Below are 15,959 nucleotides of genomic sequence, written 5' to 3' on the forward strand. Positions count from 1 at the left end.
GTCTCGACCGCCCGGCCGCGCGGTATCGTGCGACCAGCTGTGCTCCCGATACCCGTGGGGCCTGTCCTCGAACCGGCCCCGGCGAGGACCTTCCATGTCCATCTCCTCATCCGCGCTCGCGCCCTCGAGACGCGCGCTGGCAGCCTTCCTGCTCCTGATCTGCGGTGCCCTGAGTGCGGTCGGATTGGCGAATCCGACTGCCGAGGCCGCGCCGGCCTGCCCGTGGCTGGACCCGGACGAGTCGGCCGAGACTCGCGCGGGGCAGCTGGTCGCCGCGATGACGCTCGACGACAAGATCCAGATGGTCACCGGCCTCGGCTACTTCAACCCCAGCAGTCCGAACCGGCACGCCTCCGGGGTCATCCGCGGCAACCCGAGGCTGTGCATCCCGGACCTGGTGCTGAACGACAGCACCGCGGGGATCGGATTCCAGCAGCAGCACACGACTGCGTTCCCGCAGGGCATCACCCAGGCGTCCACGTGGGACCGCGACCTGATCGGGCGGTTCGGCGAGGTGCTGGCCGACGAGGCCATGCGCAAGGGCGTCAACGTGGTCCTCGGTCCGGGGATCAACATGGCCCGCAACCCGCTCTACGGGCGGGGCTTTGAGTACGCCGGCGAGGACCCGTACCTCGCCGGACGCCTCTCGGCCGAGGTGATCGAGGGGATCCAGAGGAGGCCGGTCCTGGCCACCGCCAAGCACTTCCTGCTCAACGAGCAGGAGATCGACCGCACGACCAACTCCTCCGAGGCCGACGAGCGGACGATCCGGGAGATCTACCTGCCGCCTTTCGAGGACGCGGTGAACTCGGGCGTCGGCGCGGTCATGTGCGGCTACAACCGGGTCGCCTCCCTGCACTCGTGCAAGAACCCGGCACTGCTCCAGGGCTACCTCAAGGGAGACCTCGGGTTCGACGGCTTCGTCATGAGCGACTGGGGTGCCGCGCACACGACGGTGCCCGAGGCCCTGGCCGGCATGGACATGGAGATGCCGGGTGACGGCATCCTCGGCGTCTCCGAGATGTCGCCCGCGAAGTGGGGCGAGCGGCTCAAGGCCGCCGTCGAGTCGGGCGAGGTGCCTGTCTCCCGCCTGGACGACATGGTTCGCCGGATCCTGCGCCCGATGTTCCGTGGCGGCCTGTTCGAGCATCCGCCGCTGCCCGGGTCCGAGGCAGGTCAGGCGCGGTCGACCACACCGGAGAGCATCGCCACCGCGACGAAGATCGCCCAGGACGGCTCGGTCCTGCTGAAGAACCAGCGGGATCTGCTCCCGCTCAGGGGCGCCGGCAAGCGGATCGCACTCATCGGGACGCCCGCGGCACCGCTCGGTGCACAGCTCGCCTCCCAGGGGTACGGGAGTCACCACGTCCCTGTGTTCGGGCTCGACCCCGACGTCGTCCCGCCGCTGTCCGCCATCAGGGCCCGCGCCGCGCGCGACGGGAGCACGGTCTCCTACAACGACGGAACGGTCCCGCTTCTCGCCGCTGCCACCGCGAGGACAGCGGACGTCGCCGTCGTCTTCGTGAGCGACGCCAACACCGAGATGAACGACCGGCCGGACCTCCGTCCCCGCCAGGCGGTCTGCAACCCCATCCTCGCGTTCACCCAGACCCCGAACTTCCCCGTCTGCATCCCGCTCCCGACCAACCAGGACGCGCTGGTGGCGGCGGTCGCGGATGCGAACCCCAACACGGTCGTGGTGCTGCAGAACGGCGGCCCGCTGGAGATGCCGTGGCTGGACGCGGTGCCATCGGTGGTCGAGAACTGGTACCCGGGCGAGGTCGACGGCGACGCGCTTGCCGGACTGCTGTTCGGCGACGTCAACTTCTCCGGTCGGCTCCCGGTGACCTTCCCGCAACGGCTCGTCGACGGGCCGATCCGCAGCGTGGAGCAGTACCCCGGCGTCAAGGACGCCGACGGGGTCCCGCACTCGACGTACAGCGAGGGACTGCTGATCGGCTACCGCTGGTACGACGACCAAGGCATCGAACCGCTGTTCCCGTTCGGCCACGGGCTCTCGTACACGACCTTCGCGTACTCCGGTCTCGAGATCCGACGGCGCGCGACCGGCGCCACAGTCCGCGCGCAGGTCACCAACACCGGGAGCCGCACCGGCGCGGAGGTCGCGCAGCTCTACCTGGCCTTCCCCGAAGAGGCGGGGGAGCCACCGCTCCAGCTCAAGGGGTTCGAGAAGGTGGAGTTGGATCCGGGAGAGACCCGCACCGTCACCTTCGAGCTGGACCGGCGGGCGTTCTCGATCTGGGACACCGCCGCGGACGACTGGCGCGTGGTGCCGGGATGCTACGGCGTGAGGGTCGGCGGCTCCTCACGCGACCTCCCGCTGTCCGGATCGGTCGACCGAGGGCGCGGGCGCGGCCGCTGCTGAGCATCGAGCGAGCGCCTGAACCCCGAGGGCCGGCCACCCGGGCTCGGACAGACGGTCATTCGAGCCGCTGGAGCAGGCGCCGATGAAGCGCCTGGGACCTGACGCTGGGGGAGGTGCCCAGCTCATCGCGCAGCACCGTCCGGAGTCGCTCGTAGACGAGGAGCGCCTCCGCGGTGTTCCCCTGGTTCGCGAGAGCCTCCATGAGCAGCCGGTAGCCGCTCTCCCGGTAGGGCGCCAGCTCCAGGAGCCGACGGCCGTCGCGCTCCGCGGCCGCGATCTCTGACCCTCCGATGCCGAGGCTGGCGATGCCATCGCACTCCAGAGCGCGGATCTGGACGTCCTCCAGCCAGCGCCTCCGCTCGACCGCCCAGGGCGGATCCGCTCCCGGCAGGAAGCCGCGCTGGGAGACGGTGAACGCCGTGGATGCCGCGGGAAGCGCCCGGGACCAGTCGCGAGCCGCGACGGCCGCCTCAGCCTCGTGGATCTTCCGCGCGGCCACCTCGATATCCACCCAGGCGTCCTGCGGCAGCACCAGCCGCAGGTTGCTGCGCCCCTCGACGGCGTCGGCGCCCAGGACGCCTCGTAGTCGCGAGACGAGGACCCGCAGGTTCGCCTGCGCCGCCGCCGGCGCCTCGTCCGGCCAGAGCGCGGTCACTACGTCGCCGCGAGGCAGCGCACGGACCCGGTTGAGCACGAGGTAGACGAACAGGACACGGCCCTGCCCGCGGAGCAGCCCTGCGTCGAGCGTCCGTCCGCACAGCTCGATGAAGACCTGGCCGCAGACCTGGATCCTCGTCCGGGCCAACATCTTTGCAACGTAGCGACAACGCCGGACGGCCACAATCAGAACCACGGCGACAACGACGAGGAGGAGCCATGGCAAAGGTCATCAGGTGCGAGTGCGGCTACGTGGCACGAGGCGCCACCGAAGCAGAGCTCCTGGCGCAGGCCGAGGGCCACATCCGCGACACCCACCCTGACCTGGTCGGCCGGGTGAGCCGGCAGGATCTGCTGGACATGGCCGAGGAGGTGTGAGGTGACCGCCGTGCACGAGCGCTCGATCCTGCTTCGGGCCTACGACGACGAGCAGGCGGAGGTGGAACGTGCCCTGGAGCGGATCCTCTCGGCGGCGCGCAGGAAGGCGGTCGACGAGCTGGAGTCGTTGCACGCGTTCGGGCCGAAGTTCACCAAGTACGACGACTTCGAACCGCTCGGGCGGCAGGACGCCGACACCACGAAGCGACTCGAGCGGGAGGCCATCACCGGAGTGAAGGCGTTCGTGCCCGACGTCGAGGACGTGAAGATCGATGTCTTCGGGCCGGTGGCCGTGGCGACCTTCGTCATGAACTACGACGTGGTCACCGAGGAGGACGAGCGGCTCTCGTTCCGGGCTCGCTCAACGATGGTCTTCGCCAGGGACGAAGGCCGGTGGTTGATCGTGCACGAGCACTTCTCGCCCTTCACGTCGAACGGCTGACTCGCGGCCGCGATCAGCCTCGGAGCCGCGCTCATAGCCTCGCCGCATGCTCCCGGTCGTCCAGGGCCTCGAACGCCTGCCACCACCACGCCGCGATCTCCGCTGCCTGCATGGGGCTGAGGATCTCGTGGTCCATCGGATTAGTGCTCGTGGATGACGTAGACGACGACGTACCCGGCCGGGCAGGGCCGGCTGCCGGTGACGACGCCGCCCTCCTGACGGATCGCCCGGAGCAGCCGCTGGTAGTCGCCGGTGGCCGCGAAGACGGTGTGCCAGGTCATGTCGCGCCGCCGATGAGCTGGACCAGCCGGCCGTTGGCGACCTTGCCTCGCAGCGGGTGGCCGTTCCGGGTCGGGGTGACGCTGAACCAGCCGTCCCAGTAGGCCGAGTCGGGGCCTCGGCGGTTCCCGAACTCGAGACGGACGTAGCCCACCTGCCGCTCGGCGTCGAGGACGCACGCGCCGTCGCTCAGCGGGGCGCCGAAGACGTCACGCAGGTACTTCTCGTTCTGGGGAAGCACGAGAGACATGGCGTACCTCAGCTCACCGCTAGGAACTGGTCGGCCTCGGCACGGAGCAGTGCTGCTGCGTTGCGGCGGGCGACGACCATGTCCGGTGTGGGGGACCAGTACGGCCTCGCGGCGGCCTCGTCGGCTGCGAGCTCGTCCTCGCGCCGCGCCATCTCCAGCAGGATCGAGCGAAGCCTGCCGGCCATCCCGATGTCGGACTGATCGATGATCATGACTGCCTCGCTTCCTGGGGTCGGGCAACTGTCGGGCTTTCTCCCAGTGAACGTCGGGTGGGCGCCGGGTGCGACCGGAGGACTACGTATTTGGATACGTAGTCCGACCCGGCTGACCCGCTGCGGGCACGACCGCTCGGCGATCACCCCACCGTTGCGATCAGGTCACCCGACCGAGCATCAGTCCAGCGTGACCCGGACGAGGACGTGCTGCTCGTCGCCGTCCTCGGTCACCGTGAATCCGAGCGTGTCGAGTGGCTCGACATCGGCCCGGTCCCGGTCGTCGTCCATCAGGCCGACCAGCCAGTTCCCTGCGTCGAAGTCGATGAAGATGACGGTGGTCGCGCCGTCGGCGTCGGGGACGGCGCGCTCGAACCGGTCGGAGTCGCCGAGCGTCTCGCCGGGGCTCGCGAGCTCCTCGAGGTAGTCCACGTTCGGACCCACCACGATGCCGTCGTCGGTGGCCTCGGAGTGCAGGTAGGTCGCTCCGGACCTGCCGACGGCGCCGCGGACCTTCGCCAGCGCCTCCTCGATGCGGTCGGGGTCGCCCATGATCCGCACCGCGGCGGCGAGCTTCGATGGGTCCTCCGCTGCCGAGGACGGGTCGAATCCGGACCGCGCCACGACTGCGATCGCCTCTCCTCCGAGTGCCTCGAAGTCCTCGGGGAAGGTGAGTCCGGTCGCCTCCTCGAGCGAGGTGACCAGCTCCTCCTCGCTCTGCCCCGAGTAGTACCACTGGTCCTGGATCTGCGAGAGGGACCTCTGCGCCCAGCCGTCGGCGAACCCGGCGCCGAAAGCGGCGGCGCTGTCCGCCGGCAGGGTCGCGACGACGTCATGGCCGGAGCCGCCGGCGTACACGCCGCCGTAGCTGCCGAGCATCCGATCGCCGACGACCTCGAGCTCGACGGCCCCGTCGTCGAAGCGGAGGACACCACCGAGACCGGTGAAGTCCTGCAATGCCCGGCGCAGGTCGTCCGAAGGCTCGGCCAGGTCATCGAGGTCCAGCTCCGTCTCGGGCAGCTCCTCTTCCCACTCCGCCGAGTGGAACGCCTCCATCTCCTTCATCAGCTGGTCCTGCTCGGCGGGGCTGAGCTCGTCGTACCTCTCCATCCGCTTCTGGAGACGCCGCTCGGCAGGGCTCGGCTGGTAGTCGGACTCCATTGCCATCTCATGCTCACCCAGCGCCGCACCCGCACCGGAGAGCGTGGGCATCAGGGTGATCCAGCCCATCACGGCCCCGATCGGGTCGACGGCGGGAGTGATCTGGGTGGTCACCATGAACCCGATGAACGGGTTCTCCTCGGCCGCCCGAAGGAGTGCCGGTCCCGCCTCCGGCGCGGCGTAGAGCGTGACGACGCCGGGGTCGCCGGCGGCGCCGGTGATCCGGCGGTAGTCGGCGTCGTCCGCGAGCGCGCGGTCCGCTGCGTCCTCGACGACCTGCTCGGCGACCGCATCGTTGCGAGCGAGGACGGCCCAGTCACCCTCGATCGCGTGCCCGAACTCGTCCGCGGCGCAGTCTGCGGCGATGGCCGACAGCCCGGCGGCCGCCTTGTCGGCGTCGCCGACCTGCACGACCACCACGACCTCGGGCAGGTCGCGGTCACCGTCGACCACGGCGAGAGCACCTCGGTCACCGGCCCACGAGAGGATCGCGTCGCGGTCGAGGTCACAGCCGCCCTCAGCGGCGATCCCGTCGACGAGCGAACGCCGCAGGTCGTCGCGGCTGTCCAGGCCCAGTTCCTTCCCCAGCGACGGGAACTTCCGGATGGCGTCGTACACGGCGACCTTCTGGCCACCGGGCGGGTCCAGGTCGACCGCGACGTAGGCGAGGGTGCCGTCCGGCAGCACTTCGGCCGGCTGCGGCCCCTGCGCCGTCCAGAACTGCCAGGCGAGCGCGCCGCCCCCCACGACCGCGGCCACACCGAGACTGCCCGCGGTCACCCACGCAGTACGGCGCCCGCGCGACCTCCCGACGGGGGAGTCGATGTTCGGGGAGGCGTCACCAAGCGTCATGGATGCGGACCATAGTCGGCGCGGGTGGCCCACGCCAACAAATGGCCGAACCGTTACTCGAGCGCCCGCTCCGTGCCGAGGCGAGCCCGCGCAGCGGCCCGGACGCCGGCATGGTGCGACCCCGGAGCAGCATGGCCGGCGGAAGCCGCACCCTTCCAGGTGCCACGGACGCCGTGCTCGGCCTGCATCTGCGCGAAGTAGTCCACTACCTCCACCTCCTTGGCCCGGAGGGCGAGCTCGGTCGACGACGACGACGGGCTCTCGGCCTCGATCACGGCCGCCTGCGTCTCACGCCGCGCCGCGAACAGCCGCTCACCCACGTGGTCCGCCCACGCCTCGTAGAACGCGGCCCGGGCGGTGGAGCCGTGCACCGGCCTCTCCTCCCATCGGCGCCGCCGAGCGTTCCACACCAGACGGGTGTCGGCCCGATGCGCGCCGGACCGCAGGTGGGCGTCGGCGTCGGTCACCATCTGCGTCACGAGTGAGGCGTACAGCGCCTTCACGATCGAGATGTCGGACGGGAAGCCGTAGAGCGTGACCCGGGTGTTGGTGGTGTAGATCGCGACCCGGACGTCGTTGGCCCGCGCGATCTCCAGCACCAGCCGCACATAGCGAGCCAGTGAGCGCTTGCCGCTCTCACCGATGAGCACCGTCTCCCACGTCGGGTCCTCGCGCCGCTCCTCGTCGGTCGCGGTCGCCCGCGCGACGGCGAGAGCGATCTGGTGGCGGGTCGCGAGCGCCTGAGCCTTGGCGAAGAAGGCGTCACGCTCCGCCTCGTTGCTGCTCCGCTCGGCCTGGCGCAGCAGGCGGCCGATCCGCAGCAGGGTGCGGTCCTCGTCGTCGACGCCGGTGTCGAGGCCGCTGACCCGGTAGGCCGTGTGGAGCATGTCGGCGAGCACCGGCATCCCGAGGTCCTCGAGCAGGCGGAGGAAGGTCGTGCGGAACTCGCGACCGTGGCCGTCGTCGGAGCAGAGGTGGTGCGCGATCTCGTGGAGAACGACGGCCGCACGGAGTGACCACGAGCCGCCGATCTCGCGCGGCGGGATCGCGATCACCCCGCGCAGCGGCAGCTCGTGGCGCTCGTAGTGGGCCAGCCGGTGCCCGCGGCGGGCGCGCACCGAGACCGGCACCGTGGCGAGGTCGAGTCCGGTGCCGTCGTCGTACACGCTCTGGCTGGCCACGACGTGGGCGAGCACCTTGTCGACGAACGCCTCGACATGGTCGGGGTCGGTGAACCGGACCTCGGTCTCCGGCGCGAACTCGCGCAGCTCACCACCGACGCGGACCCGCACCGGGTCACCCGGCGAGCGGTGCGCCTCGTCGAGCCAGCCGCGGAACAGGTCCTCCGCGGCGTAGACCTCCTGGGTGTCGGGCACGGAGGAAGGCTCTCAGGTCGCGCCGACAGCGCCGGTCAGGCGGTCGCCTCGAACCCGGCCGCCGACGTCGTGCCTCGCAGGCGGTCCCGCAGCTCGACGAGATCCGAGACGGCCTCGACGAACCGCACGGTGCTGTCACCCACGCCGTTGTCGTCGAAGTAGTGGTGCCGCATCGCAGCCCGCGCGATCCGGTGCTCGTCATGCTCGAGCCGGGCCGCCAGCAGCTCGCTGAGGTGGTCGATGTTGCCGGCGTCGATCACGTCGGCGCACCGGCTGACCGGCACGTCCTGGCGCAGCCGCTCCGCGTCGTGGTGCCGGTCGGTGATGAACACCGGCTTGTCGGTCTGGAGATACAGCCAGTCCAGGCCGACGGACGAGACATCGGTGATCATCGCGTCGCACCCCGGGAACACCGCGAGGATGTCGCCCTGCCAGACGGCCGCGTGCCCCGCGGCCGGGTCCTGCTCGGCGGCGCGCTCGACCAGGTCGAGGATCGCCTGGTGGCCGTCGCGGATCGCGGGCGTCAGGCTGGTCGTGATCTTCGGGTGGGGCTTGTAGACCAGCCGCACGTCCGGGGTCGCGAGGATCGCCCGGACGATCTCCGGCCCGAAGACGTCGACCGAGGTGTAGTCGTTGTACTCGGCGTCGCCCTCCCAGGTCGGGGCGTAGAGGACGCTACGACGCCCGGGGCTCGCCGGCAGCAGGGGAGCCGGACGCAGGTCGAGCTGCGGGCGGCCGAGACGGACGAGCTTGGCCTCGTCCAGCTCCATGAGCGCGGCGCGATGCCGCTGCACCGCGGCCTCGCCGGCCACGAAGACCCGGTCGTAGGCCTTGGCGTTGTTGCTGACCATGCTCTGCTTGTCGCTCTCGCCGTGGTTGATGTGCACGTGCAGCATCCGACCGTCCAGCAGCGAGTTGAAGTTGAGCATCGAGTTGTTGCAGTAGACGACGAGCTTGGCGCCGAGCTCGTCGTACAGCTCAGCCAGGTCGGCGAAGCCGGGCGCACAGAGCACGGGGAGAGCACTGCGCTCCCCGACGAGCGCAGCAGTGGCCGGATCCCTCGTCACGATCGCGACGGGATGACTGTCATCAAGCCTCTCCAGCACGGGGATCCACTGCAGGAGCTGGTAGACGCGGGTGGGGTCGTCCGCGAAGTAGGCGATGACATGGGGCTGCACAAACGAATCCTAGGTCCGGTTGGAACGATCGAGGAAACGCGGACCCGCACCGGCGGTCCGGCGGTTCGGTAGCCTCGCCCGGTGCCGTCACCCCGTCGCCTGATGAACCGGTCCATCCACGCCGCCTGGCGCTGGCTGGAGCGGGTCGGGGACGTCGCCCCCGGCACCGCGCTGGCCGACGAGTTCGCGGCGTTCGGGCGCGGCAGCTGCCTCGCCTTCCCGCTCGGAACCCTGTTCGGCACCGGCTCCATCCACGTCGGCCAGGACACCCTCATCGGCAAGTACTCCACGCTCTCCGTGGGCTACGGGCCGACCCAGGCCGCGCTGCCGGAGCGTGGGCTGGTGATCGGCGACCGGTGCGTCCTCGGCGCCCGGGTGTGCATCACGGCGCACGAGTCGATCAGCATCGGCGACGACGTGTGGTTCGGGCAGGACGTGTTCGTCTCCGACGCCAGCCACGGCTACCAGGACCCGAGCCTGCCGGTCGGGCTCCAGTTCGGAGCCCACCAGCCGGTCAGCATCGGCTCCGGCTCATGGATCGGCCACGGCGCAATGGTCCTGCCCGGCACCACGATCGGCCGCAACGTCGTGGTCGCCGCCGGCTCCGTGGTGCGCGGGACGATCGAGGACCACGCGGTCATCGGAGGCGTGCCCGCCAAGGTGATCCGGCGCCTCGAGCCGGGAGTCGGATGGGTGTCGCAGGGCACATCCCCGGACGTGCGCAGCGTCGCGCTCAGCGGCGAGGGGTGACCCGCTCCGCGGCGACCTGCTTGGCCCACTTGTAGTCCGCCTTGCCGGCCGGGGTGCGCCGGACCTCCGGGACGAGGACGACGTCGCGCGGCACCTTGTAGCCCGCCAGCGCGCCACGCGCGTGGGACTGGATGTCGTCGAGCGAGGGCGCGCGGCCGTCGCGCGCGGCGATCACGGCTGCGACCCGCTCACCCAGTCGCTCGTCGGGCACGGCGACCACGAGCACGTCAGCCACATCTGGATGGCCGTGAAGGACGTTCTCCACCTCCTCCACGTACACCTTCTCGCCGCCGGTGTTGATGCACTGCGAGCCGCGGCCGAGGAAGACGATCGACCCGTCCAGGTCCCGGTAGCCCATGTCGCCGAGCACCGAGCAGCGTCGCCCGTCGGGCAGCGTGCGGAAGGTCCGAGCGGTCTTCTCCTCGTCCTTGTAGTAGCCCTGGGGGACGGGCCCGAGCCGCGCGATCAGCCCGACGTGCTCGGGTCCTCGGGGCAGCTCGGCCAGCGTGTCGTCGACGACCAGCATCCGGTCCGTGGCCGGCACCCGCAGGTTGCCGTTCCCGTCGAGGGTGATCTCGCCGTCGTTGCCCGACTCCGAGGCGCCGAAGTTGTCCCTGAGGATGGCGTTCGGCACGATCGCCCGGAACCGGTCGCGGCACGCCTGGGACCAGATCGCGCCGCCGGAGCTGACCATGAAGACGGGGGAGTAGTCGACCTCGTCCTTGCGCCGCTCCATCTCCTCCACCAGCGGCATGCCCATGGCGTCCCCGACGATCAGCAGGCTCTGCAGCCCGTCCTCGGCGATGCCGTCCACGATCCGCTCGGGGTCGAAGTCGCGGAGCATCACGAGCCGGCCGCCGAAGATGAAGTAGAAGAACATGGCGTACGACGCAGCGCCGTGCATCAGCGGCGCCGCGATCAGGAAGGACAGCGGCGGCATCGCGGCCGCAGCCGCTGCGAGCGCCTCGAGGTCGGGGTGCGCGTCGCCGTACGGGTTCCCGCCCGAGAGCGGCTTGTGGAACAGGTCGTCGTGGGTCCACACGACGCCCTTGGGGTAGCCGGTGGTCCCGCCGGTGAAGAGGATGTAGTGCTCGTCGCCGGTCCGCGGCTCGAAGTCGCGCTCCTCGGAGTGCTCCGGCCAGGACCCGAAGTCGACCATGGAGACGCCGCGGTCAATAGCGGCTGACCGGAGCGCCGGCTCGACCTCGCCCACCACGAAGACCGTCCTCAGGTCGGGGAGGTCAGGGAGGATCCTCGCCAGCGCCTGCTGGTGGCCGGTCTCCTCCACCACGATCCCGACCGCGTCGGCGTTGGTGAACAGGTACTCGAGCTCGGCGTCGGTGTAGCGGTAGTTGACGTTGATCGGCACCGCCCGCGTCTTGAGCAGCCCGACCATGCCGGTGACGTGCTCGACGCAGTTCTTGAGATACAACGCGACATGCTCGCCCGCCGCGATGCCGGAGGCGGCGAAGAGGTGGGCCACCTGGGTCGCCTCCCGGTCGAGCGCGGCGTACGTCAGGTCGCGGCCCTCGTAGCTGAGCGCGATCCGGTCCGGGACCGTGTCCGCGACGGTCTCGAAGACGGTGGCGAGGTTGAACTTCATGGAGGCTCCTTTGGCCAGTGCAGGGCACGTGGGTGAGCCGAGAATGCCACCTTTCGAGCAGAACGAGAACAGGTTCCAGTGACCTTCTTCACTAGGCTGCCCGCATGAGCCGAATCGAGGAGTTCGCGAAGGTCGCATCGGCCGCCTCGGGCCGCGTTCGCGGTGCGTCCACGCCCGAGCAGTACGACGAGCTGTGGGCCTGGTCCGTCCAGGACCTCGACACGTTCTGGAGGTGCGTCGCCGCGCAGGTCGGATCCCCGCTTCCGGGACCGGCGCTCGCCGAGGAGCGGATGCCCGGGGCGGTGTGGTTCCCGGAGGCGAGGGTCAACTACACGGCGGCGATCTTCCGCGACCGGCCTGCAGACGACGTCGCGGTGGTCGGGGTGGTCGAGGATCCGTCGCAGACCCGCGAGGTCACCTGGGGCGAGCTGCGAGCCCAGGTGGCGTCGCTCGCGGCGACCTACCGGGCGCTCGGGGTGGCGGAGGGCGACCGGGTGGTCGGCTACCTCCCGAACACGCCGGACACGATCGTCGCTCTCCTGGCGGCGGCCAGCATCGGTGCGATCTGGTCGGTCTGCGGGATGGACTACGCCGCCTCTGCCGCGCAGGCCCGCTTCGAGCAGCTCGAGCCGGTCCTGATGGTGCACGCGTCGTCGTACGTCCACGGCGGGAGGACGCACGATCGGACCGAGGTCGTCGCCGAGCTGAAGGCCGCGCTGCCGAGCCTGCGCGCGACGCTCGAGGTCGGCACACCGACGTGGACCGAGGCAGTGTCCGCGACAGCGGAGCTCGCACCGGTCGAGCTGCCGTTCGACCATCCGCTATGGGTGCTGTTCTCCTCCGGCACCACCGGGAAGCCCAAGGGCATCGTCCACGGTCATGGCGGGGCGATGCTGGAGCAGGCCAAGGTGGCCGCTCTGCACTTCGACATGGGTCCCGGGGAGAGGCTGTTCTGGTACACCACCCCCTCCTGGATGATGTGGAACTTCGTGGTCGGCGGGCTGCTGACCGGCGCCTCGGTCGTCGCCTACGACGGCAGCCCGGCGGTGCCGGCGACCGACGGCCTGTGGGCACTGGCCGCGGAGCACGACGTGACGGTTCTCGGCATGAGCCCCGGCTACGTGGCGGCCTGCCAGAAGGCAGGCGTCGGCCCGGCCGACCACGAGCTGCCGCGGCTGCGGCGGATCGGCATCTCCGGCTCGGCCTTCCCTGCGACCAGCCATGAGGGGCTCCAGGCCGAGCTGGGCCCGGACGTCCAGATCTGCTCGATCAGCGGCGGCACCGACGTGGTCAGCGCCTTCGTCGGCCCGGTGCCGACCCTGCCGGTCTGGCCGGGCGAGCTGTCCCGGCCCTGCCTCGGCGTGGCGCTGGATGCCTTCGATCCCGGGGGCAAGTCGGTCCGCGGCGAGGTCGGCGAGCTGGTGGTGACCCGACCGATGCCGTCGATGCCGCTGTTCTTCTGGGACGACGAGGACGGCAGCCGCTACCACGAGGCGTACTTCGACACCTATCCCGGCGTCTGGAGACACGGCGACTGGATCACGATCACCGACCACGGCTCGGTGGTCATCCACGGTCGGTCCGACGCCACGCTGAACCGCAACGGCATCCGGATGGGCAGCGCCGACATCTACGAACCCGTCGAGGCGCTGCCGGAGGTTCGAGAGGCCCTGGTGATCGGCCTGGAGGAGGCCGACGGCGGCTACTGGATGCCGCTGTTCGTCGTCCTGTCCGACGGCGTGGATCTGGACGCCGACCTGGAGCAGCGGATCAAGGTCGCGATCCGGACCCACGCCTCGCCGCGTCATGTGCCGGATGCGGTCATCCAGGCGCCCGGCATCCCGCATACCCGCACGGGCAAGAAGCTGGAGGTCCCGGTCAAGAAGGTGCTTGCCGGCAAGGACCTCGGCGGTGCCTTCGATCCCGGCAGCGTGGACGCCCCGGAGCTGATCGACTGGTACGCGGAGGTCGGCCGCGCGCGGAAGGGCTGACCTGCGGCGCTAGAGTGAACCGCACCCCTGCCCCGCTCCTTGAAGGACCTCGATGACCCCCTGGCTGTTGCTGGGAATCGCCATCCTGCTGGTCATCGCCTGTGGCTTGTTCGTCGCCGCCGAGTTCGCGTTCGTCACCGTCGACCGTGGCCAGGTCGATCGGGCAGCGGCCGGAGGTGACGCCGCCGCCGAAGGGCTCCAGAAGGCGCTGCGCTCGCTGTCGACCCAGCTGTCCGGCGCCCAGGTGGGGATCACGATCACCAACCTCGGCATCGGATTCCTCGCGGAGCCGGCGATCGCCGCGCTGCTCCGGGAACCCCTACGCGGGACCGGGCTGCCCGAGGGAGCGGTCACGCCGGTCGCGGTGACGACCGGGCTGGTGCTCAGCACCCTGCTCACCATGCTCATCGGCGAGCTGGTCCCGAAGAACGTGGCGATCGCGCTGCCGCTGGCGACCGCACGGATCACCCAGGGCCCGATGCGGGCCTTCACTGCCGCATGCCGGCTTCCCATCCGGGTCCTCAACGGCAGTGCCAACGCGATCGTCCGCCGGCTGGGCGTCGAGCCGCAGGAGGAGCTCCGGTCGGCACGCAGCTCCACGGAGCTGGCGTCCCTCATCCAGCGCTCGGCGCACGAGGGGACCCTCGACGCCGACACCGCGGAGCTGATGGAGCGCTCGGTGGAGTTCGGCACCCGGACGGCCGGGGAGATCATGACTCCCCGCGTGCGCACCCGGACCCTCGACGTGAACGACCGAGCCAGTGCGATCATCGCGCTCGCGCGGGAGACCGGCATGTCGCGCTTCCCGGTGCTCGACGAGACCGACGCCGTGGTGGGCACCGTCCACGTCAAGAACGCCGTCGCGCTGCCTCTCCACGAACGTGCGACGACCCGGGTCAAGCACCTCATGGTGCGCCCGATCGTCGTCCCCGACACGCTTCGCCTCGACCCCCTGCTCGCGCTGCTGCGCGCTGACGGGTTCCAGCTGGCCATCGTGCTGGACGAGTACGGCGACCACGCCGGCATCGTGACGCTGGAGGACGTCATCGAGGAGATCGTCGGTGACATCGCCGACGAGCACGACCGTCTGGGCAACCGCGGACGGCTCCGCCGCGACGGCAGCTGGTCGCTCTCCGGGCTGCTCAGGCCGGACGAGGTCGAGGACCTCACAGGCGTGGCCCTCCCCGAGGGCGAGGACTACGACACGGTGGCCGGGCTCGTGCTCCAGCTGCTCGGGAAGATCCCCTCGGCGGGCGACGAGGCCGTGGTGCCACTCGCCGGGGAGGACGAGGACGAGGTCCAGCGACGTGCGGTGCTGACCGTCGAGTACATGGACGGTCTCCGCATCGACCGGATCTCCCTGCGCGTGGAGGAGGTGCCGCGGACCGATGGGTGACCTCACCAGCCTGCTCCTGGCGGCCTTCCTGCTGCTCGCCAACGCGTTCTTCGTGGGCGCCGAGTTCGCGCTGATCTCCGCTCGACGCAGCCAGATCGAGCCGCGCGCGCAGGCGGGATCCCGGATCGCGCGCACCACGCTGAACGCGATGGAGCACGTCTCCCTCATGATGGCCGGCGCCCAGCTCGGCATCACGGTCTGCTCCCTCGGCCTCGGTGCGGTCGGCGAACCGGCGTTGGCCCACCTGATCGAGCCCGGCTTCCATGCCCTGCACGTTCCCGACCAGTGGCTGCACCCGGTCGCGTTCGTGATCGCGATGTCGATCGTGGTGTTCCTCCACGTGGTGCTCGGGGAGATGGTGCCCAAGAACATCGCTATCGCCGGACCCGACCGCGCGGCGCTGCTCCTCGGCCCACCGCTCTACGGCATCGTCACCGTCCTGCGCCCGATCATCGTCGGCATCAACATGATGGCGAACGGCATCCTCCGCATGATCCGGATCGAGCCGAAGGACGAGGTCTCCAGCACTTTCACCCGCGAGGAGGTCGCCGCGCTCGTGGAGGAGTCACACGGGGAGGGCCTGATCGCCGAGGAGGAGTACGGCCGGCTCTCCGGTGCGCTCGGCTTCACGGAGAAGACGGTCGGGTCGGTGATGATGCGGCCCCAGACCCTGGCCACGATCGTTCGCGGCTCGACCGGCGCCGACGTGGAGGCGCTGTGCGCGGCGACCGGATTCAGTCGGTTCCCGGTGGTCTCCGACGCCGGCGACGAGCTGCTCGGCTACCTCCACATCAAGGACGTGCTCGAGCCGGACGAGGAACGCCGGATGCGACCGGTCGCCGACCGCTGGATCCGGCCGTTCGCGACGGTGACCGAGGACATGCTGCTGCACGAGGCGCTCGAGGTCCTCCAGCGCCGCGGGGCCCACATGGCGCGCGTCGTCGACGGGGACGGCGCGACGCTCGGTGTGGCCGCGCTCGAGGACGTCATCGAGGAGCTGGTGGGCGAGATCCGCGACGCCGCGCATTCGGAGGAGCAGGCCTGACGA

Annotated in this window: 15 protein-coding genes; 7 read left to right on the forward strand and 8 right to left on the reverse strand. The window is 70.5% G+C overall.

The genetic code is table 11. From position 1 onward, the window contains the following. The first annotated feature begins 94 nt into the window (after nt 1-94). A complete protein-coding gene (locus tag E7Z54_RS16245) occupies nt 95-2,386 on the forward strand; it encodes a beta-glucosidase family protein (protein WP_136435456.1) in 2,292 nt (763 codons plus the stop codon). Nucleotides 2,387-2,441: 55 nt separating this feature from the next. On the opposite strand, the gene E7Z54_RS16250 is transcribed toward E7Z54_RS16245, so the two are convergent. After that, complete coding sequence (locus tag E7Z54_RS16250; RefSeq protein ID WP_136435458.1) at nt 2,442-3,194, reverse strand: AfsR/SARP family transcriptional regulator; 753 nt, start codon at nt 3,192-3,194, stop codon at nt 2,442-2,444. A 68-nt stretch (nt 3,195-3,262) separates the two neighbouring features. Here E7Z54_RS16250 and E7Z54_RS16255 point away from each other — a divergent pair, with 68 nt between their 5' ends. Both E7Z54_RS16255 and E7Z54_RS16260 read left to right on the forward strand, forming a co-directional pair. Then, nucleotides 3,263-3,421 carry a DUF1059 domain-containing protein gene (locus tag E7Z54_RS16255; RefSeq protein WP_136435460.1) on the forward strand — a complete coding sequence of 53 codons (159 nt, stop codon included), beginning with the start codon at nt 3,263-3,265 and terminating at the stop codon, nt 3,419-3,421. A 1-nt stretch (nt 3,422) separates the two neighbouring features. Further along, nucleotides 3,423-3,863 carry a nuclear transport factor 2 family protein gene (locus E7Z54_RS16260; protein WP_168798375.1) on the forward strand — a complete coding sequence of 147 codons (441 nt, stop codon included), beginning with the start codon at nt 3,423-3,425 and terminating at the stop codon, nt 3,861-3,863. A gap of 140 nt (nt 3,864-4,003) precedes the next feature. On the opposite strand, the gene E7Z54_RS23375 is transcribed toward E7Z54_RS16260, so the two are convergent. The 6 genes from E7Z54_RS23375 to E7Z54_RS16285 form a co-directional block, all read right to left on the reverse strand. Then, nucleotides 4,004-4,144, reverse strand: a complete 141-nt coding sequence (locus E7Z54_RS23375; RefSeq protein ID WP_168798376.1) for a hypothetical protein — start codon at nt 4,142-4,144, stop codon at nt 4,004-4,006. After that, nucleotides 4,141-4,392: a hypothetical protein gene (locus E7Z54_RS16265; protein ID WP_136435463.1), complete on the reverse strand. Its 252-nt coding sequence runs from the start codon at nt 4,390-4,392 to the stop codon at nt 4,141-4,143. Before E7Z54_RS16265 ends, E7Z54_RS23375 begins: the two co-directional genes overlap by 4 nt. A gap of 8 nt (nt 4,393-4,400) precedes the next feature. Beyond that, nucleotides 4,401-4,604, reverse strand: coding sequence for a hypothetical protein (locus E7Z54_RS16270; protein ID WP_136435465.1), 204 nt, complete (start codon nt 4,602-4,604; stop codon nt 4,401-4,403). A 180-nt stretch (nt 4,605-4,784) separates the two neighbouring features. Continuing rightward, nucleotides 4,785-6,617 (reverse strand): hypothetical protein, encoded by a 1,833-nt coding sequence (locus E7Z54_RS16275; protein ID WP_136435467.1) that lies wholly within the window; start codon nt 6,615-6,617, stop codon nt 4,785-4,787. Between the two features lie 53 nt (nt 6,618-6,670). Continuing rightward, entirely contained in the window at nt 6,671-7,993 is a 1,323-nt protein-coding gene (locus tag E7Z54_RS16280; protein ID WP_136435468.1) for a TIGR04338 family metallohydrolase, read from the reverse strand. A 35-nt stretch (nt 7,994-8,028) separates the two neighbouring features. Beyond that, nucleotides 8,029-9,171: a CDP-glycerol glycerophosphotransferase family protein gene (locus E7Z54_RS16285; RefSeq protein ID WP_136435470.1), complete on the reverse strand. Its 1,143-nt coding sequence runs from the start codon at nt 9,169-9,171 to the stop codon at nt 8,029-8,031. An 81-nt stretch (nt 9,172-9,252) separates the two neighbouring features. Between E7Z54_RS16285 and E7Z54_RS24205 the strand changes: the two genes are divergently transcribed. Then, nucleotides 9,253-9,921 (forward strand): acyltransferase, encoded by a 669-nt coding sequence (locus E7Z54_RS24205; protein WP_276606238.1) that lies wholly within the window; start codon nt 9,253-9,255, stop codon nt 9,919-9,921. Here E7Z54_RS24205 and E7Z54_RS16295 read toward each other — a convergent pair. Next, nucleotides 9,905-11,524 carry an AMP-binding protein gene (locus E7Z54_RS16295; protein ID WP_136435472.1) on the reverse strand — a complete coding sequence of 540 codons (1,620 nt, stop codon included), beginning with the start codon at nt 11,522-11,524 and terminating at the stop codon, nt 9,905-9,907. The two genes, E7Z54_RS24205 and E7Z54_RS16295, sit on opposite strands and share 17 nt — an antisense overlap. Before the next feature lie 104 nt (nt 11,525-11,628). On the opposite strand from E7Z54_RS16295, the gene E7Z54_RS16300 reads away from it, so the two are divergent. From E7Z54_RS16300 to E7Z54_RS16310, 3 genes are read left to right on the forward strand one after another with little or no spacing between them, the layout of a single operon-like run. After that, nucleotides 11,629-13,515: an acetoacetate--CoA ligase gene (locus tag E7Z54_RS16300; protein ID WP_136435474.1), complete on the forward strand. Its 1,887-nt coding sequence runs from the start codon at nt 11,629-11,631 to the stop codon at nt 13,513-13,515. A 52-nt stretch (nt 13,516-13,567) separates the two neighbouring features. Next, on the forward strand, nt 13,568-14,911 hold the full coding sequence (locus tag E7Z54_RS16305) for a hemolysin family protein (RefSeq protein ID WP_136435476.1): 1,344 nt from the start codon (nt 13,568-13,570) through the stop codon (nt 14,909-14,911). Next, complete coding sequence (locus tag E7Z54_RS16310) at nt 14,904-15,956, forward strand: hemolysin family protein (RefSeq protein WP_136435478.1); 1,053 nt, start codon at nt 14,904-14,906, stop codon at nt 15,954-15,956. Before E7Z54_RS16305 ends, E7Z54_RS16310 begins: the two co-directional genes overlap by 8 nt. Nucleotides 15,957-15,959 lie beyond the last annotated feature (3 nt).

This window comes from Nocardioides sp., from assembly GCF_004803405.1.
Classification (GTDB): Bacteria; Actinomycetota; Actinomycetes; order Propionibacteriales; family Nocardioidaceae; genus Nocardioides; species Nocardioides vastitatis.

Bases quoted from the DNA above. Each gene is read 5' to 3' on its own strand.
- E7Z54_RS16245 (WP_136435456.1), top strand. From the start codon at position 95: ATGTCCATCTCCTCATCCGCGCTCGCGCCCTCGAGACGCGCGCTGGCA.
- E7Z54_RS16250 (WP_136435458.1), bottom strand. From the start codon at position 3,194: ATGTTGGCCCGGACGAGGATCCAGGTCTGCGGCCAGGTCTTCATCGAG.
- E7Z54_RS16255 (WP_136435460.1), top strand. From the start codon at position 3,263: ATGGCAAAGGTCATCAGGTGCGAGTGCGGCTACGTGGCACGAGGCGCC.
- E7Z54_RS23375 (WP_168798376.1), bottom strand. From the start codon at position 4,144: ATGACCTGGCACACCGTCTTCGCGGCCACCGGCGACTACCAGCGGCTG.
- E7Z54_RS16265 (WP_136435463.1), bottom strand. From the start codon at position 4,392: ATGTCTCTCGTGCTTCCCCAGAACGAGAAGTACCTGCGTGACGTCTTC.
- E7Z54_RS16270 (WP_136435465.1), bottom strand. From the start codon at position 4,604: ATGATCATCGATCAGTCCGACATCGGGATGGCCGGCAGGCTTCGCTCG.
- E7Z54_RS16275 (WP_136435467.1), bottom strand. From the start codon at position 6,617: ATGACGCTTGGTGACGCCTCCCCGAACATCGACTCCCCCGTCGGGAGG.
- E7Z54_RS16295 (WP_136435472.1), bottom strand. From the start codon at position 11,524: ATGAAGTTCAACCTCGCCACCGTCTTCGAGACCGTCGCGGACACGGTC.
- E7Z54_RS16300 (WP_136435474.1), top strand. From the start codon at position 11,629: ATGAGCCGAATCGAGGAGTTCGCGAAGGTCGCATCGGCCGCCTCGGGC.
- E7Z54_RS16305 (WP_136435476.1), top strand. From the start codon at position 13,568: ATGACCCCCTGGCTGTTGCTGGGAATCGCCATCCTGCTGGTCATCGCC.
- E7Z54_RS16310 (WP_136435478.1), top strand. From the start codon at position 14,904: ATGGGTGACCTCACCAGCCTGCTCCTGGCGGCCTTCCTGCTGCTCGCC.